This is a genomic window from Streptomyces sp. NPDC003016, from assembly GCF_053591455.1.
Genome location: NZ_JBSFTV010000023.1, coordinates 91,013 through 112,701, shown reverse-complemented (window position 1 = coordinate 112,701; position 21,689 = coordinate 91,013). Strand labels below are relative to the sequence as shown.

Sequence of the window (21,689 nt, the reverse complement as noted above, 5' to 3'; positions counted from 1 at the left end):
GCCGGTCAGGGGGCCGACATCGAGCTGAAGACGACGAACCCCAGGATCATGCCGACGACCAGCCCGACCGCCGCGACGATCAGACCCGTCACGGCGAGCGGCTCGTCCTTGGACTTGGCTATCCCGCCGAAGACCAGGCCGAGGATGCCGAACAGCGGCGGGCAGAAGAACAGTGCCACCGCGCCGAAAACGATCGCGACGATGCTGAACGGGCTTCTCTGCATGTGCGGTGCCTCTCCCCCGAGGTCCGGCCGTGCGGCCGGGCGCGGTCCATGCCGAAGGGGCCAAGGTAGCGGCGCCCGGCCGCCGGGCACAGGGGGTTTGCGCCGGAAAGTGTGGCGCCGCTCAGACAAACGCGGCGTACTCGTCGAGTACGCGGATAATCTCCGGCTCGGCCGCGGGCGGCAGGTGCAGCACCACCTCCGTGATGCCCAGGTCCGCGTAGTGCGCCAGCTTGCCCGGACTGGGAATCACCGCGTACGGAACCACCTGGAGGTCCTCCGGGGACCTGCCCGCCTTCTCCCACACCTCGCGCAGCACCGGCACCGATTCCCCCAGACCCCGGCCGCCGATCGGAAGCCATCCGTCCGCGTACTCGGCGATGTGCGCGAACAGCTGGGGACCCGCGCCGCCGCCGATCAGCGTGCGGGGTGCGGCGCCGGCCGGCTTCGGGTAGGCGCAGGACGCCCGCACGGACGCCGTTTCGCCCGTGTACGCCGTCGGCTCCGCCGCCCACAGCGCCCGCATCAGCGCCATCCGGTCCCGGGTCCGCTCGCGGCGCGTGCGCCACTCGACGCCGTGGTCCGCGGCCTCCTCCCGGTTCCAGCCGTAGCCGACGCCGAGCGTGAAACGGCCGCCGGAGAGGTGGTCCAGGGTCGCGATCTGCTTGGCCAGGCCGATCGGGTCGTGCTGGGCGACCAGCGTGATGCCGGTGCCCAGGCCGAGCCGTTCGGTGACCGCGGCGGCCTGGCCGAGGGCGACGAAGGGGTCGAGCGTACGGCCGTACTCGCGCGGGAGTTCACCGCCCGCCGGGTACGGGGACTCGCGGGACACCGGGATGTGGGTGTGCTCGGGCAGGTACAGCCCGGCGAACCCCCGCTGCTCCAGCTCGCGTGCGAGCCGTACCGGGGTGATCGTCTCGTCGGTCAGGAAGACCGTGGCGGCGATCCGCATACGGGGACTCCTCGTCGTCGTCCGGGCCGTCCTGCGGACCGGCCGGTGACCGCCCAACCTACGTCCTGCCGCGCCCGGAACCGAGGGGTCCGGTGGCTGCTCTCTTCCCTCCCGGAGCATGCGCGGGAGGGAAGAGAGCAGCCAGAGCCGACAGCCCGGCCCGTACGGCTCGGTCGACCTCTTCCAGCGGGATCTCGGTCATGGGCCACTGCCCTCGGACCGTGCGTCTTCGAAAGCCGCCATGATGTCGGACGGGTTCCTGATCCGGACCCGGTGACGGTACGCCCGTACGACGGCGGCCGCGCCCTCGAAGTCGTTGGCCGGAGAGGCCCCTGTGGCGGCTGGCAGCTCGGCTCCGCACTTCTCCCGGTCGGCAGGGGAAGCCGTAGCGATCGAGCGCACTGCGCGGGTCGTCCACGGTCCGGATCTGCGGCAGGGGCATCGCTCCCCCGTCGTGCTCGGGTGGCACGGCCGGCCTCACCACGCCCGGCCCTTGCGTCCGCACTCGGCCCACAGCAGCTTCCCGCCACCCGGCCGCCCCGGGTAGTACGCCCCGCCGAGCGGGTAGCCGCCCCACCTGTCCGCGCATGCCTGGACGAGGTGGAGGCCCCGGCCCCCTTCCGCGGTGTCGTCGGCGGGCGTCGCCATCCCGCCGGACGCCCCCGTGAACGCTGCGGGGATGAACGGGTCCGCGTCCCACACGGCGAGGCGCAGGCGGTCGGGGCCGACCGGGCGAAGGCGGAAGGAGTACGGACTGCTGGTGTGCCGCTGGGCGTTGGTGACGAGCTCCGACGCCAACAGCTCAGCCGTGTCCGTGAGTTCGGTCAGCCGGTACGTCGCCAGTACGGCACGCAGGGTCGCGCGGGCGATTCCGGGAGCGCGGGGATCGTGCGGAAGGTGGAGGGTGTAGGCCCAGGACGGGGTTACCGTGGCCATGGAAGTCTCCGATCACTGTGGGGAGTTGGACCGTGACGCGCGTGAGGGAAGGTGCGGTGCCCGTTGACGGTGCCGCTCCGTCGAGCGGGGTACTTCCGGGCGAGTGGCCTGAGTCACAAACTAGCGGGCTACCGACATAAAGTGTTTGCAGATCCGGCAATCACGTGAGTCTTTCCCTCTTGTGAGTGACGGACTGAATGCCTCAGGAAAAAAGGGAGTTGAGGAATGGCCGCAAGGGTCACTCCCACGGCGCGGCGCCTACGCCTGGGCACGGAGTTGCGGAGGCTCCGCGAGCGAGCAGGATTGTCGGCCACTGAGAGTGCCGGCCTGCTCGGCATCAGTCAGGCCCAGCTCAGCAACATCGAGGCCAGCCGGTTCGGTGTGAGCCCAGAGCGTCTGCACGCGATGGCACGCAATTACCGCTGCTCCGACGATGCCTACGTCGAGGCCCTCGTCGCGTTGGCCACCGAGCGCAAGAGTGGCTGGTGGGAGACGTTCCGGGAGGTGCTCCCGACGCCGCTGCTGGACCTCGCCGAGCTGGAACACCACGCCACCCGGCTGCGGTCCGCCACCACGTCGCACATTCCGGGGCTGCTTCAGATCACGGACCATGCCCGCGAGATCTTCCGACAGGTCGTCCCAGAGTTCTCGCGCGCCGAGGTTGAGCACCGCGTGAACCACCGGCTCCAGCGACAGGCCCTGCTCGACCGGGCAAACCCGGCACCGTTCCACGCGGTCATCCACGAAGCCGCTCTGCGCGTACCCGTCGGCGGCCCGTCTGTCGCCAAACGGCAGCTGGAGCACTTGCTCGACCAGAGCGAGCGAGAGCACATCACCATCCAGGTGATCCCGTTCGCCATCGGCGCCTACCCGGGTTCGGGACAGACGATCTTGTACGCACACGGCCCCGTACCCCAGCTCGACACCGTCTCACTGGACCAATCACATGGGCCGGCGCTTATTGATGCCGAGGCCCAGTTGGAGATGTACCGGGTGCTCCTCGCCCGGATGGAGGCCGTGGCTCTGGAGCCCTCCGCGTCACGCGACCTCATCCACAACCTGACCCACGACTCGTGAAGGGGAACCTGATGCACACCGCCGAGTGGCAGAAGTCTTCGTTCTGCGGACAGGGCGAGTCCTGCGTACACGTGGCCGCCGACGACCGCACCGTCCTCCTCACCGAGAGCGCGGACCCGGCCCACGCCGTACTCAGCACCACCCCCACCGCGTGGAAGGCCCTGATCCAGAGCCTCGCACCAGGTCGCCCACGCCCATGACCAGCAGCCCTCTCCGTCTCACCGTTCTCGGATGCGCGACGCCTCACCCCAGCGTCGACAACCCCTGCTCCGGCTACCTGCTGTCCAGCGGCGACACGCGGGTGTGGATGGACGCGGGCAGCGGCACGCGGGCAGCGGGACGCCGGCCGAGCTGCAGCGGCACGCGCGGCTGGACGAGCTGGACGCCGTCTGGATCTCGCACCTGCACGCCGACCACAGCGCGGACCTGCTCACCGCCTATTACGGCGCCCTCTTCGCTGACGTACGGCTCGCAGCGCCGATCCCCCTGTACGGGCCGCCGGGGACCGCCGACCGGCTGGCCCACTTCCTCACCAACACCTCGACCCGCAGTCCGGTCGAATCCGCCTTCGAGGTCCATGAGCTGCACGACGGCCATCAGGCGCAGGTCGGCGCACTCACGCTGACCAGCCGGGCAGTGGCGCACGGCATCCCGGCCTCCGCCGTCCGCGTCGAGGCCGCAGACGGTTCGAGTTCGCTGGTCCACTCGGGCGACACGGCGCCGTGCGCGAGCCTCACGAGCCTGGCCGAGGGCGCCCAGGTGCATCACACGCCTGAAGACGCCGGTGAGACGGCCCGCGCGGCCCGGTCCGGCCGGTTGATCGGCACGCACGTCGGCCGCTTCCTCACCGCGCAGCAGGCGGTGCGACGAGCCGCGACCCGGTTCGACGGCCCCGTCGACTACGCGTCCCCCGGCGCCACCTTCCCGATCGGCTGAGCACGAGGCCCGACGACAGAGGGCCGGGGAAGCCGCATGCGGCTTCCCCGGCCCTCTCGTGACTCGGGTATGTCGTCGTCCGCACGTCGTCCGGCCGGGCGGACTCCGCGGGGTCAGTCCTCGACGACCAGCACCGGGGTCTCCTTCGTCAGCACCTCGCCGCGGAAGAAGGCCGGGTTGCGGCGCTGCATGACCAGCATCAGTACGACGCCGAGCAGCAGCAGTCCGACGGCGATGATGAAGACCGAGCCGACGCCGCGGACCTCCGAGCCGCTGCCGTACGCCGGGTCCCACATGTCGTACAGCGTCTTGCCGAACACCGAGGTCAGCAGGACGCCGCCGAGGGCCGGGCACAGGCCCTTGCAGACGAAGTCGCGTGCGGAGTTCAGCAGCTCGCGGCGGAAGTACCAGGCGCAGGCGAACGCGGTGATCGAGTAGTAGAAGCAGATCATCAGGCCGAGGGCGTAGATCGTGTCGATCAGGACGTTCTCGCTGAGCAGCGTCATGACCGAGTAGAAGACGCCGGTGGAGATGCCCGCGATGACCGTCGCGCGCCCCGGGGACTTGAAGCGCGGGTGGACCTTGGCGAACGACGCCGGGAGCGCCTCGTACGCGGACATGGCCAGGACCGTGCGGGCGACCGGGATGAACGTCGTCTGGAGGCTGGCCGCGGCGGAGGCGAACACCGCGAGCGACAGGAAGATGCCGAGGACCAGGCCCATGACGGGCTCGCCGAGGACGGCGAAGACGTTGGCGGAGTTCTCCGGGTTGGCGAGCCCGAGGCCCTTGTCGCCGGAGCCGACGGCCATCTGGGCGGCGACGCCGGTGGCCAGGTAGGAGGCGACCAGGACGAGCATCGCGATGAGGGCGGCGCGGCCCGGCGTCTTGGCGCTGCCGGTGGTCTCCTCGTTCGCGGTCAGGCAGGCGTCCCAGCCCCAGTACATGAAGATCGACAGGGAGAGGCCGGCCGTGAAGGCGGCGAAGGACTGGACGGCGAACGGGTTCATCCAGGACCAGGAGAAGTCCAGGCCCGTGTCGAAGGTGCCGCTGCCGGCCTTCTGGAAGGCCATCGCCACGAAGATGGCGAGCACCACGAGCTGGAGGCCGACCAGGGCGTACTGCACGCCCTTGGTGGCCGTCATGCCCCGGTAGCTGATCGCCGTGGCGATGGCGATCAGGACGAGGCAGGTGAGGATGTGGACGGCCTTGTTGTCGTCCAGGGCGCTGATCGCGTCGTTGCCCGTGAGCTGGCCGGCGAGCAGCCAGAAGTACGAGGTGGCGACGCCCGCCAGGTTCGAGAGGACGATGATCGTCGCGATCACCAGGCCCCAGCCGCACATCCAGCCGACGCGCGGCCCGAAGGCCTTCACGGTCCAGGTGAAGGAGGTGCCGCAGTCCGGCATGACGCGGTTGAGCTCGCGGTACGCGAAGGCGACCAGCAGCATCGGCAGGAAGCCGGCCAGGAAGATGGCGGGCATCTGCAGACCGACCTCGCCCGCGGTCGAACCGAGGGTCGAGGTGAGGCAGTAGACGGGGGCGACCGTGGAGATGCCGATGACGGCGCTGCCCATGAGCCCGACAGATTTACTGCTGAGACCCTTGTCGCGTACGGCTGCGCCGTCCGGGGCGTGTACGCCCCTTACCGTGTCTCCGGCCTTGGGCCGCATATCTACCTGAGTCATAGACGGGACGGTAACCGGTGCGTTTTCCACATCCGGAGCACTGCACTCCGTTCCAAAGATCCTTGTATTCGCTGGAGCTGGTCGCCCCATCGCTTGCAGATCAAAGGCAACGAAGATCCAAAAGTGAACATTGCCAGGCCAACAAAGAAACTTCCGAGGTGCGGAAACCGCAACGCTGTCCATTTTGCCCCATTCGAAAGTTTCCCGTGCGGGTTTCCGGAGGGTTCGTCCGGGCCGGGTGACCGGCGGTGGGGAGGTAATGGGGAGGCGCCTTCCGGTGCTGACGCATTCGCCGGGGACAAGGCAAACTGACTGTTGCGACTGGGCGGTGGGGCAGACCGCAGGCGGCAGCAGAGGCAGGGGGAGTGCGATGGACGGCGTACCTCGGGTACCGGAGCAGCGGGCTCCGGCATCCGGTCCGCAGCCCGGCGAGGGCACCCGGCACCAGGACCGGAGCCGGCACCAACCTCCACAGCGCGACGCCGTGCGCTTCAGCGTGCTCGGGCCCGTCCGCGCCTGGCGCGGCGGCGAACCCCTCAGCACCGGGTCGCCGCAGCAGCGCGCCCTGCTGGCCGCCCTCCTGCTCCGCGACGGCCGGACCGCGACCGCGTCCGAGCTGATCGACGGCATCTGGGGCGAGGAACCGCCGTCACAGGCGCTGGCGGCGGTACGGACGTACGCCTCCAGGCTGCGCAAGGCCCTGGACCCGGAGGTCCTGGTCAGCGAGTCCGGCGGGTACGCGATAAGGGCGGGCGCCGACACCCTCGACCTGGCCGTCGCGCAGGAGCTGGCCGCCGACGCCGAGAAGTGCCGCGCCTCCGGCGACCGCTGCCAGGCCCGGACCCTGATCAACAAGGCGCTCGGCCTGTGGGACGGCGAACCGCTGGCCTCGGTCCCGGGCCCGTACGCCGAGAACCAGCGCGCCCGGCTGGAGGAATGGCGGCTCCAGCTCACCGAGACCCGCCTCGACCTGGACCTGGAGGTCGGCTGCCACGCGGAGGCCATCTCGGAGCTGACCGCGCTGACGGCCGCGCACCCCTTGCGCGAGCGCCTGCGCGAGCTGCTGATGCTCGCCCTCTACCGCAGCGGCCGCCAGGCGGAGGCCCTGGCGGTGTACGCCGACACCCGCCGCCTGCTCGCCGACGAGCTGGGCGTGGACCCGCGCCCCGAGCTCTCGCACCTCCAGCAGCGCATCCTGGCCGCCGACGCGGACCTGGCCCGCCCGGTGGAACCGCCGCCGTCGGCCGCTCCGGCGGTCGTACGCCCCGCGCAGCTGCCGGCCACCGTGTCCGACTTCACCGGCCGCCTGTCCTTCGTACGCGAACTGGGCGACCGCCTGGCCGCGGCCGAGAGCAGCGTCATGGCGGTGTCGGCGGTGGCCGGCATCGGCGGCGTGGGCAAGACGACCCTCGCGGTGCACGTGGCCCACGCGGCCCGCCCGCACTTCCCGGACGGCCAGCTGTACGTCGACCTCCAGGGCGCGGGCTCGCGCGCGGCGGAACCGGAAACGGTCCTGGGCGCGTTCCTGCGCGCCCTGGGCACCCCCGACACCGCCGTTCCCGACACCCTGGACGAACGCGCCGCCCTCTACCGCTCGACCCTCGACGGCCGCCGTGTCCTGGTCCTCCTGGACAACGCCCGGGACGCCTCGCAGATCCGCCCCCTGCTCCCCGGCACGACGGGGAGCGCGGCACTGGTGACGAGCCGGGCGCGGATGGTGGACCTGGCGGGGGCGCACCTGATCGACCTGGACGTCATGTCCCCCGAGGAGGCCCTCCAGCTCTTCACGAAGATAGTGGGAGAGGAACGGGTCGTCTCCGAGCGCGAGGCGGCCCTGGACGTCGTGGGCGCCTGCGGCTTCCTCCCCCTGGCCATCCGCATCGCGGCCGCCCGCCTGGCGGCCCGCCGCACCTGGACGGTCTCGGTCCTGGCGGCGAAACTGGCGGACGAACGCCGCCGCCTCGACGAACTCCAGGCCGGCGACCTGGCCGTGAAAGCCACCTTCGAGCTCGGCTACGGCCAGCTGGAACCGCAGCAGGCCCGCGCCTTCCGCCTCCTGGGCCTGGCGGACGGCCCGGACATCTCCCTGGCCGCGGCGGCGGCCGTACTGGACCAGCCCCTCCAGGACACGGAGGACCTCCTGGAATCCCTGGTCGACGCGTCCCTCCTGGAATCGGCGGCCCCCGGCCGCTACCGCTACCACGACCTGGTCCGCCTCTACGCCCGCGCCTGCGCGGAACGCGACGAACAGCGCCCGGCGGAGCGCGAGCGGGCGCTGTCCCGGCTGCTGGACTTCTACCTGGCCACGGCGGCGGCGGTGTACGCGCTGGAGCGGCCGGGGGACCGGCTGGTGGACCACCTGGAGCCCGCACACCACCCGGGCCTGCGCTTCACCGACGGTCACGCAGCCGTCGACTGGCTGTACGTCGAGGCCAACTGCCTGCTGGCATGTGTTCGGCAGTCCGCCACAGGCGACACGCTGAGGCGCGCCGTCGACCTGCTCTGGGCGGCAAAGGACCTCGCCGAGTCGGGGGCCAACTCGCACCAGTACGAGACGACCGCCATGGCCCTGCGTGATGCGGCTCGCGCCGTTGGTGACACGCGGGCGGAGGGGCGCGCCCGCACGACGCTCACCACCGCTCTTCTCGTGTCCGGCCGCTTCGACGCGGCGGACGAGGAAGCGAGGCTGGCGACCGTCCACGCGCGCGCGGCCGGGGACCCGGTCCCTGTCGCATGGGCGTCGAACGACCGCGGCATCATCGCCCTCTACCAGAACCGCCACGCGGACGGTGAGCGTTACCTGCAGGACGCCATCGACAACTTCCGTGCCTGTGGAAGCCGCCCCGGCGAAGCCAGTGCCCTGTGCAATCTGTCCCGTATCCACGTCGCCATGGACCGGACCTCCAGCGCGGTCGAACTCGCCCAGCAAGGCATTGACATATACGACGAGCTGGGTCTCACGCTGCGCCTCGCCAACGGCCGGTTCGCCCTGGGCATCGCCCTGACTCAGGCAGGGCGCCCGGCGGAGGCACTCGATCAGCTCGGCGAGGCCCTGCTTGTCTTCCAGGACAACCGTCAGCGGCTGTGGGAGGGCACCACGCACTTCCGGATCGCCCAGGCACACCTCGTCGCCCGCCGCCCCGCCCAGGCCGCGCAGCACGCGGAGCAGGCGCTCGCCCTGCACTGCATCGGTGGCGACTGGATGCGCGGCAATGTCCTGACCACACTGGGCCGGGCTCTCGACCAGCTCGGGCAGGCGGGCCGCGCAAGGGCCTGCTGGCGCGAGGCGCTGAGCATCTACGAGCAGACCGGCGCCGCGGAGGCGGACGAAGTGCGCGGCCTTCTGACGCCGTTGGCTGCCGCCTGAGCCCACCCACCGGCACGTTCATCAATCGTTTATCACCGCCCGGCACTCTCTTGTTCAACGATCCGTCGCGTCGGGGGGCAGACGGTTCGCCGCGGGCCTCACCGCTAAGGTGAACGGCCCTGACACGCCCGTTCGGCAACCCTCGGGGGAGTTGCCGAACGGGCGTTGGTCACCTTGAGAACAGCCACCGAAACGGGAGACACCGACCATGAGCGACGCCAAGAAGAGCGAGAAGATCACCACTCAGGACAACCACGCGGGGTCCGAGGGCGCGGGGGGCACGGTCACCACCCTGGACAACCACGCGGGGTCCGAGGGCGCGGGGGGCACGGTCACCACCCAGGACAACCACGCGGGGTCCGAGGAGGTCTGAAGCTTCGGACCGACGGGGAACGGCCGCGGTGGCGCGGAGGGGGAGCCACCGCGGCCGCCGCATGTCCAGGAGCGTCAGGACACGACGCGCTTGACGTTGGTCAGGGTGCACCGGCCGCCGGAGGTCTCGCCCTCCTTGGGGACGTACGGGGTGGCGACGTCGAGCCTGTCGGTCGCCCCCGCGAGCACCATGGGCATGGTGGTGTCGCGGTCGCCGAGGCTCGTGCCGCTGGGGTCGGTGAACGAGACCGTGAAGGTGTAGGTGTAGTTCTGGGACGAGCTGCTGTTGGTGGCGCTGACGGCGGCGACGATGCCGCGGGAGACGTCGTACTGGCAGGAGTCGATCCGTACGTCCCTGATGGCCCTGCTGCCACTGCTGGAACCGGTCCCCGAAGTGGTGGATCCGGTCGTGGAGGAGCCACTCGTGCCGGAGCCGCCCGACGTGGAGTAGTCGTCGTCGTAGCTCGAACCGTCGCTGCTGCTGCTCGAACCGCTGCTGCTGTTGCTGTCGCAGCCACCGCCGCCGGAGCCCCGGGCCCCGGTCAGTGCGAAGACGGCGATACCGAAAACGGCGACAGCGCGGACATGGCGAAGCTGCACGCTTCAATCCCCCGTTGAAATCGTAGATTCTGGTGCTCGATTGACGAGTCCACGTCACCCTAGTGCGGCGCCGGACGCGCCCGCAAACGTGTGTTCGCAGGCGCGTTGACGCCGTAGTGCCACCGGCCGGAGGGCGGCCGGGTCAGGCCCGGGTGCCCGATGTGCGGCCCGTCGCCGTGCCCTTCACCGCGTCCAGGGCGTACACGCACCGGTCCTTGCTGCACGCGTACACCACGCCGTTCTGCGCCACCGGCGACCCGGTGATCTCCCCGCCCGTCGCGAGCTTCCAGCGCAGCTGGCCGCCGCTCGCGTCCAGCGTGTAGAGGCAGTGGTCCGCCGAGCCGAAGTGCACGCGGCCGTCGGAGACGACCGGGGCGCCGACGACCTCGCCGCCCGCCGCGAAGCGCCACTTCGGGGTGCCGGTCACCGCGTCCAGGGTGTAGAGCGCGCTGCCGCTGCCCACGTGGATGTTGCCCGCCGCGACGAGCACCGGCTCGATGGACTGGCGGGACTCGGTGGCGATGCGCCAGCGGTCCTTGCCGGTGGAGGCGTCCAGGGCGTACACCGTGCCCAGGTGGTCGGCGAGGTAGACGCCACCGCCCGTGACGGCCGGGCCCGGTGCGAAGGCGGGCGGGCTCAGGAAGACCGCGGGGGCCTCGAAGTGCCACCGCACACGGCCGCCGGCCGCGTCGACGGCGAGGACGCGCGTGCCGGCGGCGACGTACACACAGCCGTCCGGCGCCGACGTCAGCCGCAGCGGGACTCCCCCGCAGGACGCCGCGTCGCCGACCGGGTACGACCAGCGCTCCAGGCCGGTACGGGCGTCGAGGGCGCGCAGCCTCGCGTCCTGCCACACGTACACCGTGTCGTCGTGTACGGCGGGACCGGCCTCCGGGGTCTCGAAGTCGGTCTGCGCGCCGGTGAGTTCCCACAGCTTCTGGCCGTTGGACGCCTCCCAGGCCTGGACGCCGCCGCCCCGCGTGCCGGTCACCACCGTGCCGCGGTCGACCTTGAGGGAGTACACCCACGCGTCGGTCTGCAGCCGCCACCGCTCCTGGCCGTCGACCGCGTCGAGGGCGTACAGCGTGGGGCCGTCGGAGGCGTGGATGCGCCCGCTCGCGACCGCCATCGCCCAGGCGACGTCACGCGTCTTGAACTTCCGCCGGCCGCTGGCCACGTCGAGGGCGTGCACCTCGAAGGAGGTGACGTAGACGAGGTCGTCCGCGACGGCGGGCGTCCCCCACACGTCGTTGGACATGCGGAACCGCCACGGCCGCCACCCTCCGGAGGGGCCGGAGCCGTCCACGGACGGCGAGGGCGGCGGAATGGACGGAGGCGGGGGCAGGGGCGCGGACGGCACGGGCGGAGGTACGACGCCGGTGTCGTCCGCGCCGTTCACGGGGACGAGTCCGGCCGGGGGCCTGATCCATCCGGTGGCCTGCTCACCCGGCGCCTGGACCGCGGCGGTGCGGCCGTCGGCCACGCGGGGACCCGGCCCGATCGGCACCTTGGCCCCGGGCAGCCGTACGGCGTGCTGCGGGGGACGAGCCGCGTGGCCACCGGTGTACGCCTGCGCCGGAGAGGCGGAAGGGACCGGAGAGGTCGGAGCGGCGGAGGAGGCGGAAGATGCCTGAGACGGAGCGACCGGCACCTGGGAGTGGGCCTGGGACTGGGGGTGAGCCTGGGCTTGGTGCTGGGGCTGGACCCGGGACGCCACGGGGGCGAACGGCGGCGGTCCCGGCGGCCTCGGCGGCGTGGAGTGCGCCCGGGACGGCGGCGTACTCGGTGTGCTCGGCAGCGCCGGGCGGCCGCCCCGCCGCTCCTCGATCATCGCGGTGGCCCGCGCCGGCAGCCACGCGGACGCCGTACCGCTGTCGTCCTGGCCGGAGGCGAAGAGGTGCGGCGAGAGCTGCGCCTGGAGGTCGGCCGGGCTGGGCCGCCGTACGGCCTCCCGCTGCATGCACGACTCGATCAGCGGACGCAGTTCGTCGGGCAGCCCCTCGGTGTCCGGGCCCTCCCGCAGCAGCATGAAGACCGTTTCCACCGGGTTCGCCCCGTGGAAGGGCGCGTGCCCGGTCGCCGCGAAGACCAGCGTCGAGCCGAGCGAGAAGATGTCGCTGGCGCCCGTCACGCTGCGCGAGTCGCGCGCCTGCTCGGGCGACATGTAGGCGGGCGTACCGACGGCGACGTTGGTCATGGTCAGCCGGGTGTTCGAGACGCCGGACGCGATGCCGAAGTCGATGACGCGCGGGCCGTCCTCCACCACCAGGACGTTCGACGGCTTGAGGTCGCGGTGGACCAGGCCCGCCCCGTGGATGGACTGGAGCGCCTCGGCGATGCCGGCCGCCAGCCAGCGCACCGCCTGGGCCGGCATCGGCCCGCATTCATTCACTATTTCTTCGAGGGAGGGCGCGGGTACGTACGCGGTGGCCAGCCACGGCACCGCCGCCCGCGGATCGGCGTCCACGACGGCGGCCGTGTAGAAACCGCTGACGGCCCGTGCGGCCTCCACCTCGCGCGTGAAGCGGACGCGGAACAGCTGGTCCTCGGCGAGTTCGGTCCTCACCGTCTTGATCGCCACGCGCCGGCCCGACGCCGACCGCGCGAGGTAGACCAGCCCCATGCCGCCGGCCCCGAGCCGTGCCAGCACCTCGAACGGGCCGATCCGCCGCGGGTCGTGCTGCGTCAGCTGATCCATAACTTGCCTGCCACCTCCCCGTACGAGGCCGCAAACACAGCCCCGTGAAGCGTCTCACCACTGGGCACCACCCAGCGGTGCGCACCCTGATTCTTCCTGTCTGAAGCGGCGGTGGCGAACCCGGGGGCGGAACGGGGTGTCTCACCCGGATTCGGACAGGTCGCGCCCGCGCACCGCAAGCGCGACGGTCTGCTCCGTGCCGGCCCGTTACGCCCCGGTTCCGGCTTCCCGGGCTTCCCGGGATCCGGTGGCCTCGGTGGCCTCGGCGTGCCCCGTGGCCCCTGCGCGCTCCGTGGTCACGGCCTGCCCGGCCTGCCCGGTCTGCCCGGCCTGCTTGGTCTGCTCGGTCTGCTCGGCGAGTACGGCGAAGGTGGCGCCCTGGTCGTCGGTGAGAACCGCGATCCGCCCGTAGGGCGTGTCGAAGGGCGGCGCCTGGACGCGGCCACCGAGACCGACGGTCCGCGACGCGGCCTCGTCGCAGTCGTCGACCACGAAATAGATCATGAAGTGGTCGGGCATCTCGGCCGGGAAGGCGTCTCCTATGACACTGCGGCCACCGATGGCGGTGTCGGGACCGGGGTCGGCGCCGGCGGGCGACCACGCCCTGAAGTCCTGGCCCGCTTCTTCGATGTCGTAGCCCTGGAAGCCGAAGACGGTCTCGTAGAAGGGATCGGTCCGCTCCTTGTCCCGCGTATAGACCTCGGTCCAGCAGAAGGAGCCGGGCATGTCCCGCTTCTCGAAACCGGCGTGGCTGCCCGCCTGCCAGAGCCCGAAGACGGCGCCGCCCGGGTCGGCGGCCACGGCCATCGTGCCGAGCGGGGGAACGGGCAGCGGGTCCGTCACCAGCTGGCCGCCCGCGTCCCTGATCCTCCGGGCGAGCGCCACGGCGTCGTCGGTGGCGAAGTAGACGCCCCAGGCGGTGGGCATGCGTCCGTCGCGCTTGGGCGCGAGGGCGGCGACCTTCTTGCCGTCACTGAGGGCGTTGACGAAGCTGACCCGCCCAGCCCTTCCCCGGTCGTCGATGCCCGGGTCCTCGAAGGTCCAGCCGAACAGCGCACCGTAAAAGCGCTTGCCCGCTTCGACATCGGCAAGCGTCACATCCACCCAGCACGGCATGCCTTCTGCGTATACGGCCATGAGCCCGGATCCTTCCGTCACACAGGGCAGGGAAATGTGTGGCGCCCATCACCGCAAAACTAACGGGCCGCCGCTCTTCGCGCAGGAAAGCCAATCGAACAATTGACCAATCGCGAGGGCATTCACCTTGGGGCGCATGACGTGTCCACCAAAGTTTTCCACAGGCTGTTGATAAGACTATTCGGGTCGAAGGCGGCCCGCGGACCCCGGCGACGGTTCACGGACGGGCCGGAGACGGGCCACGGGCAGATCGCAGACGGACCACAGACGGACCGGTGCGGCAGGCCGTGACAGCAGGCCGATTCCCCATTTGCAGTCGGCCAAATCGCGCTCCGATCACCCGTCGGTAAGCTGACGGCATGACAGGACAAGTGCGCACCGTCGATGGCCGTGTGGCCGGACGACGTGGTCAGGCGACGCGGCAGAAGCTGCTCGACTGCCTCAGTGAGATGCTCAGCTCCTCACCCTACCGGGACGTCAAAGTCATCGATGTGGCCCGGAAAGCGGGCACTTCACCGGCGACGTTCTACCAGTACTTCCCCGATGTGGAGGGCGCCGTCCTCGAGATCGCGGAAGAAATGGCCAAAGAAGGCGCCGGATTGGCCGAACTCGCCTCCGGCCGTTCCTGGGTCGGAAAGGCCGGCTGGGCGACCTCCGAAGATCTCGTCGAGGGTTTTCTCGACTTCTGGCGCAAGAACGACGCCATCCTCCGGGTGGTCGACCTCGGCGCGGCAGAGGGCGACAAGCGGTTCCACAAGATCCGCATGAAAATCCTGAACTCCGTGACCAACTCCCTTACCGACGCGGTGAAGGAGCTCCAGTCCAAGAGCAAGGTGGACAAGGACATCAACCCGGCCGCGATGGCCGGCTCGCTCGTCGCGATGCTGGCGGCGGTCGCCTCGCACCAGAAGGGCTTCCAGTCCTGGGGTGTGAAGCAGAACGAACTCAAGCCCCATCTCGCCCTGTTGGTGCACCTGGGCATCACCGGCAAGAAGCCTGCGAAGTAGCGCACGAAGCAGAACCCGAGCCCCAGAATCCCCGAACCCCCGAGCCCTCACACCCCGGAGTACAAGAACCCTCGAGTCACTGAGCCCTGGGCCCTGCCCCCAGTCCTGTCTACGCAGCGGCGGACCACGCCACGGTCCGCCGCTGCGGCATTCTCCGCCCGTGCCGCCCCGCATGGTGTGAGATGGCCGGATGACCTTCCAGGACCTGCTCCGCTCCCAGCGCGTATGGGACACGGAACTCCCCGCGTTCGAACCGGACGCCGCACCGCCCGAGCCGCTCCCCCTGTTCCACCGGTGGTTCGCCGAGACCGTCGCCGCCGGGCAGCCCGAGCCGCACACGATGAGCCTGGCGACCGTGGACGAGAACGGGCTCCCCGACGTACGCACCGTGATGCTGCACGGCGCGGACCACCGCGGCTGGCACTTCGCCTCCCACTCCACCAGCGCCAAGGGCCGCCAGCTGGCCGCGCACCCGCACGCGGCGCTCGGGTTCTACTGGGCGGCGCAGGGCAGGCAGGTGCGGGTCAGGGGCGCGGTGACCACCGGAACGCCGGACGAGAGCCGGGCCGATCTGCACGCGCGGTCCACGGGCGCGCTCGCCTCCGCGCTGGTGGGGCGGCAGAGCGAAGTCCTGGCGCGGTACGAGGAGTTGGTGCGGGTGTCGGAGTCGGCGTGGGAACGGGCGCAGGCCGAGCCGGAGGCCGGCGTACCGACCTGGACGCTGTACGTCGTGGACCCCGCCGAGGTGGAGTTCTTCCAGGGGGACGCCAGACGCCGGCACGTGCGGCTGCGGTACCGGCGGGACGGTGGCGGGGAGTGGAGGCGGGAACTGCTCTGGCCGTAGGCGCCCCGGGTCACGACACCCCCGTAGTCCTCCGGGGCCCGCCGGCTCCGCCGCCTCTCCCGGTGGGGTCAGGCGGGAGCCGGGGCGGCGTCGGACTTGGCACCGGACTTGGCACCGGACTTGTCATCGGACTTGGCGTCCGGCTTCCGGCGGATCACCAGGGCCATCAGCGCCGCCGCCGCGCACAGTGCCCCCGCCGCGTACCAGACCACGTCGTACGAACCGAACACGTCCCGCGCCACACCGCCCGCGAAGGCCACCACCGCCGCGCCCACCTGGTGCGACGCGAGCACCCAGCCGAAGACGATCGCCGAGTCCTCGCCGTACTGCTCCCGGCACAGGGCCAGGGTCGGTGGGACCGTCGCCACCCAGTCGAGGCCGTAGAAGACGATGAAGAAGATCATCGGCGGGTGGACGGTCGGGGCCATCAGCATCGGCAGGAAGAGCAGCGAGACGCCGCGCAGCGCGTAGTAGACCGCCAGCAGGCGGCGCGCCTCGAAACGGTCGGTGAGCCAGCCCGAGGCGATCGTGCCGATGACGTCGAAGACGCCGATGACGGCCAGCAGTGAGGCGGCGGCGGTGATCGGCATGCCGTGGTCATGCGCCGAGGGAATGAAATAGGTGCGCATGAGTCCGTTGGTCGACGCGCCGCAGATCGCGAACGTGCCCGCCAGCAGCCAGAACGGCCCGGTCTTCGCCGCCGCGAAAAGGACCGTGACCGCACGCTTCGCCGCACCGCTCCGGGGCGCGGGCTTCGGTACGAACTCCCCGCCGTAGGGGGCGAGTCCGACGTCCGCCGGGTGGTCGCGCAGCAGCAGCCACACGAACGGGACGACGACCAGGGCGGCCAGCGCGACCGTGACGGAGGCGGACTCCCAGTCGTGGTGCTCGACGATCCAGGCACAGAGGGGGAGGAAGATGAGCTGCCCGGACGCGCCCGCGGCCGTGAGGACGCCGGTGACCAGGCCCCGGCGCGCCACGAACCAGCGGTTGGTGACCGTCGCCGCGAAGGCCAGCGCCATCGAGCCCGTACCGAGGCCGACGAGCAGGCCCCAGTAGAGCATCAGCTGCCAGACGGCCGTCATCCAGACGCTGAGCAGGGCGCCCGCGGCGACCATGCTCAGCGCCACGGCCACCACCCGGCGGATGCCGAAGCGGTCCATGAGCGCGGCGGCGAACGGCGCGGTGAGACCGTACAGCGCCATGTCGATGGCGACGGCGACCCCGATCTCGCCGCGCGACCAGCCGAACTCCTCGTGGAGCGGGTCGATCAGCAGGCCCGGCAGGGAGTTGAACGCCGCCCCGCCGATGATCGTCACAAAGGCCACCGCCGCGACGAACCACGCACGGTGGATGCGAGCGGGGCGGCGGGGGCCCGCAGGCGCCGGTACGGCGTCCTGGGCGGGTTCGGTTGTCTGGGTCACGTCACTCAGCTTCGAGCGCGCGAAGAGCGCGGACGAGTGGCCCGACGGTCAGGGTTCGAAAGAATCGGGACACGCAACCGACCGCAGGACAGGACAACGAGACAGGACGGGACAGCGGGACAGCGGGACAGCGGGACAGGGCAGGACGGGAGTCGCCAAGACCGGGAGACACCAAGACCGGAACACGGCCGGAACGCCCCACCTGCCGGACCCCGCGCGCCTCACTCCACCCGCCGCAGCTCCCGGATCGGCCGGGTCCCCAGCAGCACCCCGACCACCGCCACCATGACCCCCACCCCCGCCAGCAGCACCTGCTCCGCGCCCACCCGCTCCGCCACCGGACCGGCCAGCGCCCGTCCCGCCGCCATCATCAGCAGCGACCCGGACACGTCGTAGGCGTGCAGCCGGTTCAGCGCGTCGGCCGGGACGTGCGTCTGGACCGTCGTCGACCACATCACCAGCCAGAACGCGAAGGCCGCCCCGCCGGCGAACTGACCGACTCCCAGGGCGGGTACGGACATGCCGAGCCCCAGGACCACCAGGTTCACCACGACCCCGAGCAGCGCCACCGCCCCCGCCGCCAGCGGACGCCCCGGCCGCAGGCGCAGCGCCAGCAGGCCGCCCGCCGCACTGCCCGCGCCATGGACCGCCATCAGCGCGCCGTACGTCCCCGCACCGTGCCCCTCGGTCACCAGGACCGCCGTCAGCGGCATCATCGGGCCCGCCACGGTCAGTCCGTACACCGTCCAGATCGCGATGACGCCCCACAGCCAGCTGCGCGCGGTGAACTCGTGCCAGCCGTCCACCAGTTCGGCCAGCAGAGAGCCGCGCTCCACCGGGTCGCCCTCCGGGAAAAGCCTCAGCAGGAACAGGCAGACCCCGCTCACCCCGAAGGTCGCGGCGTTCGCGGCGAAGACCGCGCCCGCGCCACCGGAGAGCCCGGCCACGAGCCCCGCGAAGGCCGGCCCCGCCATGGTCATCAGCGCCTCGCAGACGCGCAGGACCGCGTTCGCCTTCTGCACGTCGTGCGCGATGCGCGGGACGATCGAAGCGACCCCGGGCTGGAAGAGCGCGGCGCCGATGCCGCTGACCGCGCTCAGCCCGTACACCACCCACACCGACGGATCGCCGGCCGCGAAGGAGAGGGCGAGCACCGAGGCGCCGACCAGCCGCAGCCCGTCCGCGAGGATCATCATCCGGCGGGGCGTGAAGCGGTCCGCGAGTACGCCGCCGAAGAGGACCAGCACCGCGAAGGGGCCGATCCACGCGGCGAGGGCGTAACCGACGGACGAGCCGGGGCGGCCCGCGCCGAGCAGTCCCGCCGCGAGGGCGACGGGGACCATGCCGTCGCCGAAGACGGCGACCGTACGGGCCACGAAGAAGAGCCGGAAGTTGTGGTTCCAGAGACTTTTGGAGGCGGCTCGCGGTCCTGGCGCCCTCTCCGTGGCCTTCTCGGGAATGTCCTGGGGCCTTGCACGCTTGTCCGTCACAGCGCAGAGATGTATCAGGTAGAGGTCTATACCAGCCAGTGTTTAATTCAGCGCACGCGCACAGGAGTACGCCATGCCGCACCGCGTCGTCGTTCTCGCACTCGACGGGCTGCTCCCCTTCGAACTCGGCATACCGCACCGCATCTTCGGGCGTACGAAGGACGTGTCGGGCAGGTGCCTCTACGAGATCGTGACGTGTTCCGTCCGGCCGCCGGGCCCCGTCCGTACCGACGCCGACTTCTCCATCGACGTCGAGCACGGTCCCGAGGCGCTGGCCACCGCCGACACCGTCGTGGTCCCCGCCTCGTACGAACTCGGTCGCGTCTACGAAGAGGGCCTGCTGACCGAGGACCTCAAGGCCGCCTTCGCCCTCGTACGCCCCGGCACCCGCATGGTCTCCATCTGCACCGGCGGCTACGTCCTGGCCGCGGCGGGCTACCTCGACGGCCGCCCCGCCACCACCCACTGGTCGGCCGCCGAGCACTTCCAGCGGCTGTTCCCGTCCGTCAAGGTCGACGCGGACGTCCTGTTCATCGACGACGGCGACGTCCTGACCTCCGCCGGGGTCGCCGCCGGGCTCGATCTCTGCCTGCACATCGTGCGGCGCGACCACGGCAGCCGGACCGCCAACGAGGTGGCCCGCAGCACCGTCGTACCCCCGCACCGGGACGGCGGCCAGGCGCAGTACATCCACCGCCCCGTCCCCGAACCCCGGCTGTCGACCACGGCCACCGCCCGGGCGTGGGCGCTCCGCCGGCTCCACGAACCGATCCAGCTGCGCGACATGGCCGAGCAGGAATCGATGTCGGTACGGACGTTCACGCGCCGGTTCCGCGAGGAGGCCGGGATCAGCCCGGGCCAGTGGCTGACCCAGCAGCGCGTCGAGCGGGCCCGCCAGCTCCTCGAGTCCAGCGACCTGTCCGTCGACCGGATCGCGCGCGACTCCGGCTTCGGTACGGCGACGTCGCTGCGCCAGCACCTACAGGCGGCTCTCGGTGTCCCGCCGACCGTCTACCGCCGCACTTTCCGCGCCACCACCGAAAGTCCCACCACCGGAAGCCCCACCACCGAAAACCCCACCGCGGAGAGCCCCGGCACCGGAAGCTCCGCGACCGGGCACCCCCTCGCCGGCGTCTGAGACCGGCCGACGGTACGACACGGAGCCGACCGTAGCGCGGGACACACCGCCGCTCCCCTCGATGCGCGCCCGCTTCGAGCAGCCGGGTGGCGGCGCGCTTCCGCACGCCCCGGGCACGGCGCAAGGGCCGCCACCCGGCTTCGGCGCACCGGCCAGGCCCCTCCCGCCCAGGAGGGGCCGGCGCCGAACCACGGCCCGCACTCGCCGAGGACGGGCCGTGCGGCACGCCTCTGATCCTCGACGTCCCCTCGCGACGGGCCGCCTCGTCCAAGGGTCATCAGGACCTGACGAGCCGTCAACCCTCGTTCGGTGGTGTGCGGGTCACGCGCTGTGCGTGACAGCGCGCGACGGCTCGTACGTGACCGCCTCGTACGGCCCCCTCGTCACCACGGGCGTCCCCCGGTCGACCTCGCACCAGATCCGCTTGCCGGCGCCCTCGGACTGCCAGCCCCACCGGTCGGCGAGCCCGTCGACCAGTTCGAGCCCCCGCCCGTTGGTGTCCCCGCCCTCCGCGTGCCGGGGCTTCGGCGGGCAGGCACTGGCGTCGGCGACCTCGACCCGGACCGTGCGGTCGTCGGCGATGCCGAAGAGCATCCGCAGCACGGCCGGACAGCCCGTATGCACGACCGCGTTGGTGACCAGCTCCGAGATGAGCAGGAGCAGGGTCTCGGCCAGCGGTTCGTCGGCCCTTATCCCGGAGCCGACGAGCCGCGAGCGCGCCCACCTCCGGGCTCGTCCCACCTCGGCAGGGTCGGCCCCTACCTCCAACTGCACTTGAAGCACCTGCACCGCTCACACCATCCGAACCGGCGGACACATCGCCTCGCGTCTCCACAGGGTCACGGAACGTGATTCCCTTACGAGACAGCATGGTTGACGTACAGTCACCGCAACAAGCGCTTCAGGCATATTCCAGCGCGAAGGAGTACGCGTGATGCATACTGTGCGACGCACGCTGCGGGGAGTCGAACAGGGGCGCGCACGGCGCCCCCACACGGCGCGAGCGGCGCACATCTCGCGGCCCGGAGTCACCGCACGGGCGACGCCGGGGCAGCTGCGCATCACAACCACTCGCATCCCACGGAGCGTACCGGAGCACACGCCGACTCCGGGCCGTGACGAGTCGCGCGAAGGACACAACCCGATATCGACGCACGGTAATCGCTCACCCGTCACAGAATCAGCCGCCGGACCGGCCCGGCGGCCGCGGCGGGACCGCGCGTCCTAGGCGCCGGGAGCGGCAGGGGTGCCGGGGGCCGCGGGGGTACCGGGGGCGGCAGGGCCGTCGGGTCCGGCCGCCGTGCAGTAGTAGCGGGCGAAGGCGGAGAGGATCTCCTCCTCGCTGATCAGACCGTCACCGTCCGCGTCGAGCGCGGTGGCGACGTCCCGCGCCGTGTCCTCGGCCACTCCCAGCACGCGCAGGGCCCGGGCCGCTGCCTGCGGGGCGACTCCCGAGCCGTCCTCCTCGGCCGCGACGGCGATCACCGCGTGCAGGAACGGGCGGGCGATCCCGGCGAACCGCTGCGGGTTGTCCCCCAGCCGCTTCACCGCCCCCGTGACGAACTCCTCACGGCTGACCCGCTGGTCCCCGTCCACGTCGGCGATGCCCGCCATGCCCTGCCAGAAAGCCTCGGCGCCCATGTAGAGCGCCTGTCCCTTGTCGCAACGGGCCGTCGTGCCGAACTCGGCCAGCAGCGCCGCGGCGGCGGCGCTGAAGTCCTCGCGGTCGATGTATCCGTTGCCGTCCTGGTCGAAGCTCGCGAAGCGGGCGGCCGTCTTGCGCTCGTACTCTGAGCTGTCCATGGGAG

19 protein-coding genes are annotated in these 21,689 nt (G+C 71.4%); 8 read left to right on the top strand and 11 right to left on the bottom strand.

The annotated features are described in order from the left end of the window. Positions 1-5 precede the first annotated feature (5 nt). The 3 genes from ACWDZ4_RS21250 to ACWDZ4_RS21240 all read right to left on the bottom strand — a co-directional run bounded on the left by ACWDZ4_RS21250 (position 6) and on the right by ACWDZ4_RS21240 (position 2,109). Positions 6-224, bottom strand: coding sequence for a hypothetical protein (locus ACWDZ4_RS21250; protein WP_451509965.1), 219 nt, complete (start codon positions 222-224; stop codon positions 6-8). A gap of 121 nt (positions 225-345) precedes the next feature. Beyond that, entirely contained in the window at positions 346-1,173 is an 828-nt protein-coding gene (locus ACWDZ4_RS21245) for a TIGR03619 family F420-dependent LLM class oxidoreductase (protein WP_451509964.1), read from the bottom strand. A gap of 477 nt (positions 1,174-1,650) precedes the next feature. Continuing rightward, entirely contained in the window at positions 1,651-2,109 is a 459-nt protein-coding gene (locus tag ACWDZ4_RS21240; RefSeq protein ID WP_451509963.1) for an ATP-binding protein, read from the bottom strand. A 225-nt stretch (positions 2,110-2,334) separates the two neighbouring features. On the opposite strand from ACWDZ4_RS21240, the gene ACWDZ4_RS21235 reads away from it, so the two are divergent. From ACWDZ4_RS21235 to ACWDZ4_RS21225, 3 genes are all read left to right on the top strand, one after another. Further along, positions 2,335-3,186: a helix-turn-helix domain-containing protein gene (locus ACWDZ4_RS21235; protein ID WP_451509962.1), complete on the top strand. Its 852-nt coding sequence runs from the start codon at positions 2,335-2,337 to the stop codon at positions 3,184-3,186. An 11-nt stretch (positions 3,187-3,197) separates the two neighbouring features. Continuing rightward, positions 3,198-3,386, top strand: coding sequence for a DUF397 domain-containing protein (locus ACWDZ4_RS21230; protein ID WP_451509961.1), 189 nt, complete (start codon positions 3,198-3,200; stop codon positions 3,384-3,386). A gap of 103 nt (positions 3,387-3,489) precedes the next feature. Beyond that, positions 3,490-4,122 (top strand): MBL fold metallo-hydrolase, encoded by a 633-nt coding sequence (locus ACWDZ4_RS21225; protein ID WP_451509960.1) that lies wholly within the window; start codon positions 3,490-3,492, stop codon positions 4,120-4,122. A gap of 113 nt (positions 4,123-4,235) precedes the next feature. Here ACWDZ4_RS21225 and ACWDZ4_RS21220 read toward each other — a convergent pair whose 3' ends face one another. After that, a complete protein-coding gene (locus tag ACWDZ4_RS21220; protein ID WP_451509959.1) occupies positions 4,236-5,804 on the bottom strand; it encodes an APC family permease in 1,569 nt (522 codons plus the stop codon). A gap of 370 nt (positions 5,805-6,174) precedes the next feature. Between ACWDZ4_RS21220 and ACWDZ4_RS21215 the strand changes: the two genes are divergently transcribed. Together ACWDZ4_RS21215 and ACWDZ4_RS21210 are read left to right on the top strand one after the other, a co-directional pair. Further along, positions 6,175-9,171 carry an AfsR/SARP family transcriptional regulator gene (locus ACWDZ4_RS21215; RefSeq protein ID WP_451509958.1) on the top strand — a complete coding sequence of 999 codons (2,997 nt, stop codon included), beginning with the start codon at positions 6,175-6,177 and terminating at the stop codon, positions 9,169-9,171. Positions 9,172-9,379: 208 nt separating this feature from the next. Then, positions 9,380-9,544 carry a hypothetical protein gene (locus tag ACWDZ4_RS21210; RefSeq protein WP_451509957.1) on the top strand — a complete coding sequence of 55 codons (165 nt, stop codon included), beginning with the start codon at positions 9,380-9,382 and terminating at the stop codon, positions 9,542-9,544. A gap of 74 nt (positions 9,545-9,618) precedes the next feature. Here ACWDZ4_RS21210 and ACWDZ4_RS21205 read toward each other — a convergent pair whose 3' ends face one another. The 3 genes from ACWDZ4_RS21205 to ACWDZ4_RS21195 form a co-directional block, all read right to left on the bottom strand. Further along, positions 9,619-10,143, bottom strand: a complete 525-nt coding sequence (locus ACWDZ4_RS21205; RefSeq protein ID WP_451509956.1) for a hypothetical protein — start codon at positions 10,141-10,143, stop codon at positions 9,619-9,621. 142 nt (positions 10,144-10,285) lie between these two features. After that, positions 10,286-12,841 carry an outer membrane protein assembly factor BamB family protein gene (locus ACWDZ4_RS21200; RefSeq protein ID WP_451509955.1) on the bottom strand — a complete coding sequence of 852 codons (2,556 nt, stop codon included), beginning with the start codon at positions 12,839-12,841 and terminating at the stop codon, positions 10,286-10,288. A 207-nt stretch (positions 12,842-13,048) separates the two neighbouring features. Beyond that, the gene (locus tag ACWDZ4_RS21195) at positions 13,049-13,978 is read right to left on the bottom strand and encodes a VOC family protein (RefSeq protein WP_451509954.1); all 930 of its coding nucleotides are present in this window, start codon (positions 13,976-13,978) and stop codon (positions 13,049-13,051) included. A 359-nt stretch (positions 13,979-14,337) separates the two neighbouring features. Between ACWDZ4_RS21195 and ACWDZ4_RS21190 the strand changes: the two genes are divergently transcribed. Further along, positions 14,338-14,985 carry a TetR family transcriptional regulator gene (locus ACWDZ4_RS21190; RefSeq protein WP_451509953.1) on the top strand — a complete coding sequence of 216 codons (648 nt, stop codon included), beginning with the start codon at positions 14,338-14,340 and terminating at the stop codon, positions 14,983-14,985. A 190-nt stretch (positions 14,986-15,175) separates the two neighbouring features. Continuing rightward, positions 15,176-15,829, top strand: coding sequence for a pyridoxine/pyridoxamine 5'-phosphate oxidase (locus tag ACWDZ4_RS21185; RefSeq protein WP_451509952.1), 654 nt, complete (start codon positions 15,176-15,178; stop codon positions 15,827-15,829). Positions 15,830-15,897: 68 nt separating this feature from the next. Here the strand turns inward: ACWDZ4_RS21185 and ACWDZ4_RS21180 are convergent, their stop codons facing one another. Next, positions 15,898-17,253 carry an MFS transporter gene (locus ACWDZ4_RS21180; protein ID WP_451509951.1) on the bottom strand — a complete coding sequence of 452 codons (1,356 nt, stop codon included), beginning with the start codon at positions 17,251-17,253 and terminating at the stop codon, positions 15,898-15,900. Between the two features lie 221 nt (positions 17,254-17,474). Beyond that, on the bottom strand, positions 17,475-18,713 hold the full coding sequence (locus ACWDZ4_RS21175) for an MFS transporter (protein WP_451509983.1): 1,239 nt from the start codon (positions 18,711-18,713) through the stop codon (positions 17,475-17,477). Between the two features lie 103 nt (positions 18,714-18,816). Between ACWDZ4_RS21175 and ACWDZ4_RS21170 the strand changes: the two genes are divergently transcribed. After that, positions 18,817-19,881: a GlxA family transcriptional regulator gene (locus tag ACWDZ4_RS21170; RefSeq protein WP_451509950.1), complete on the top strand. Its 1,065-nt coding sequence runs from the start codon at positions 18,817-18,819 to the stop codon at positions 19,879-19,881. Between the two features lie 321 nt (positions 19,882-20,202). Here the strand turns inward: ACWDZ4_RS21170 and ACWDZ4_RS21165 are convergent, their stop codons facing one another. Both ACWDZ4_RS21165 and ACWDZ4_RS21160 read right to left on the bottom strand, forming a co-directional pair. Next, positions 20,203-20,670, bottom strand: coding sequence for an ATP-binding protein (locus tag ACWDZ4_RS21165; protein WP_451509949.1), 468 nt, complete (start codon positions 20,668-20,670; stop codon positions 20,203-20,205). A 435-nt stretch (positions 20,671-21,105) separates the two neighbouring features. Next, positions 21,106-21,684: an EF-hand domain-containing protein gene (locus ACWDZ4_RS21160; protein WP_451509948.1), complete on the bottom strand. Its 579-nt coding sequence runs from the start codon at positions 21,682-21,684 to the stop codon at positions 21,106-21,108. Between the last annotated feature and the right edge of the window lie 5 nt (positions 21,685-21,689).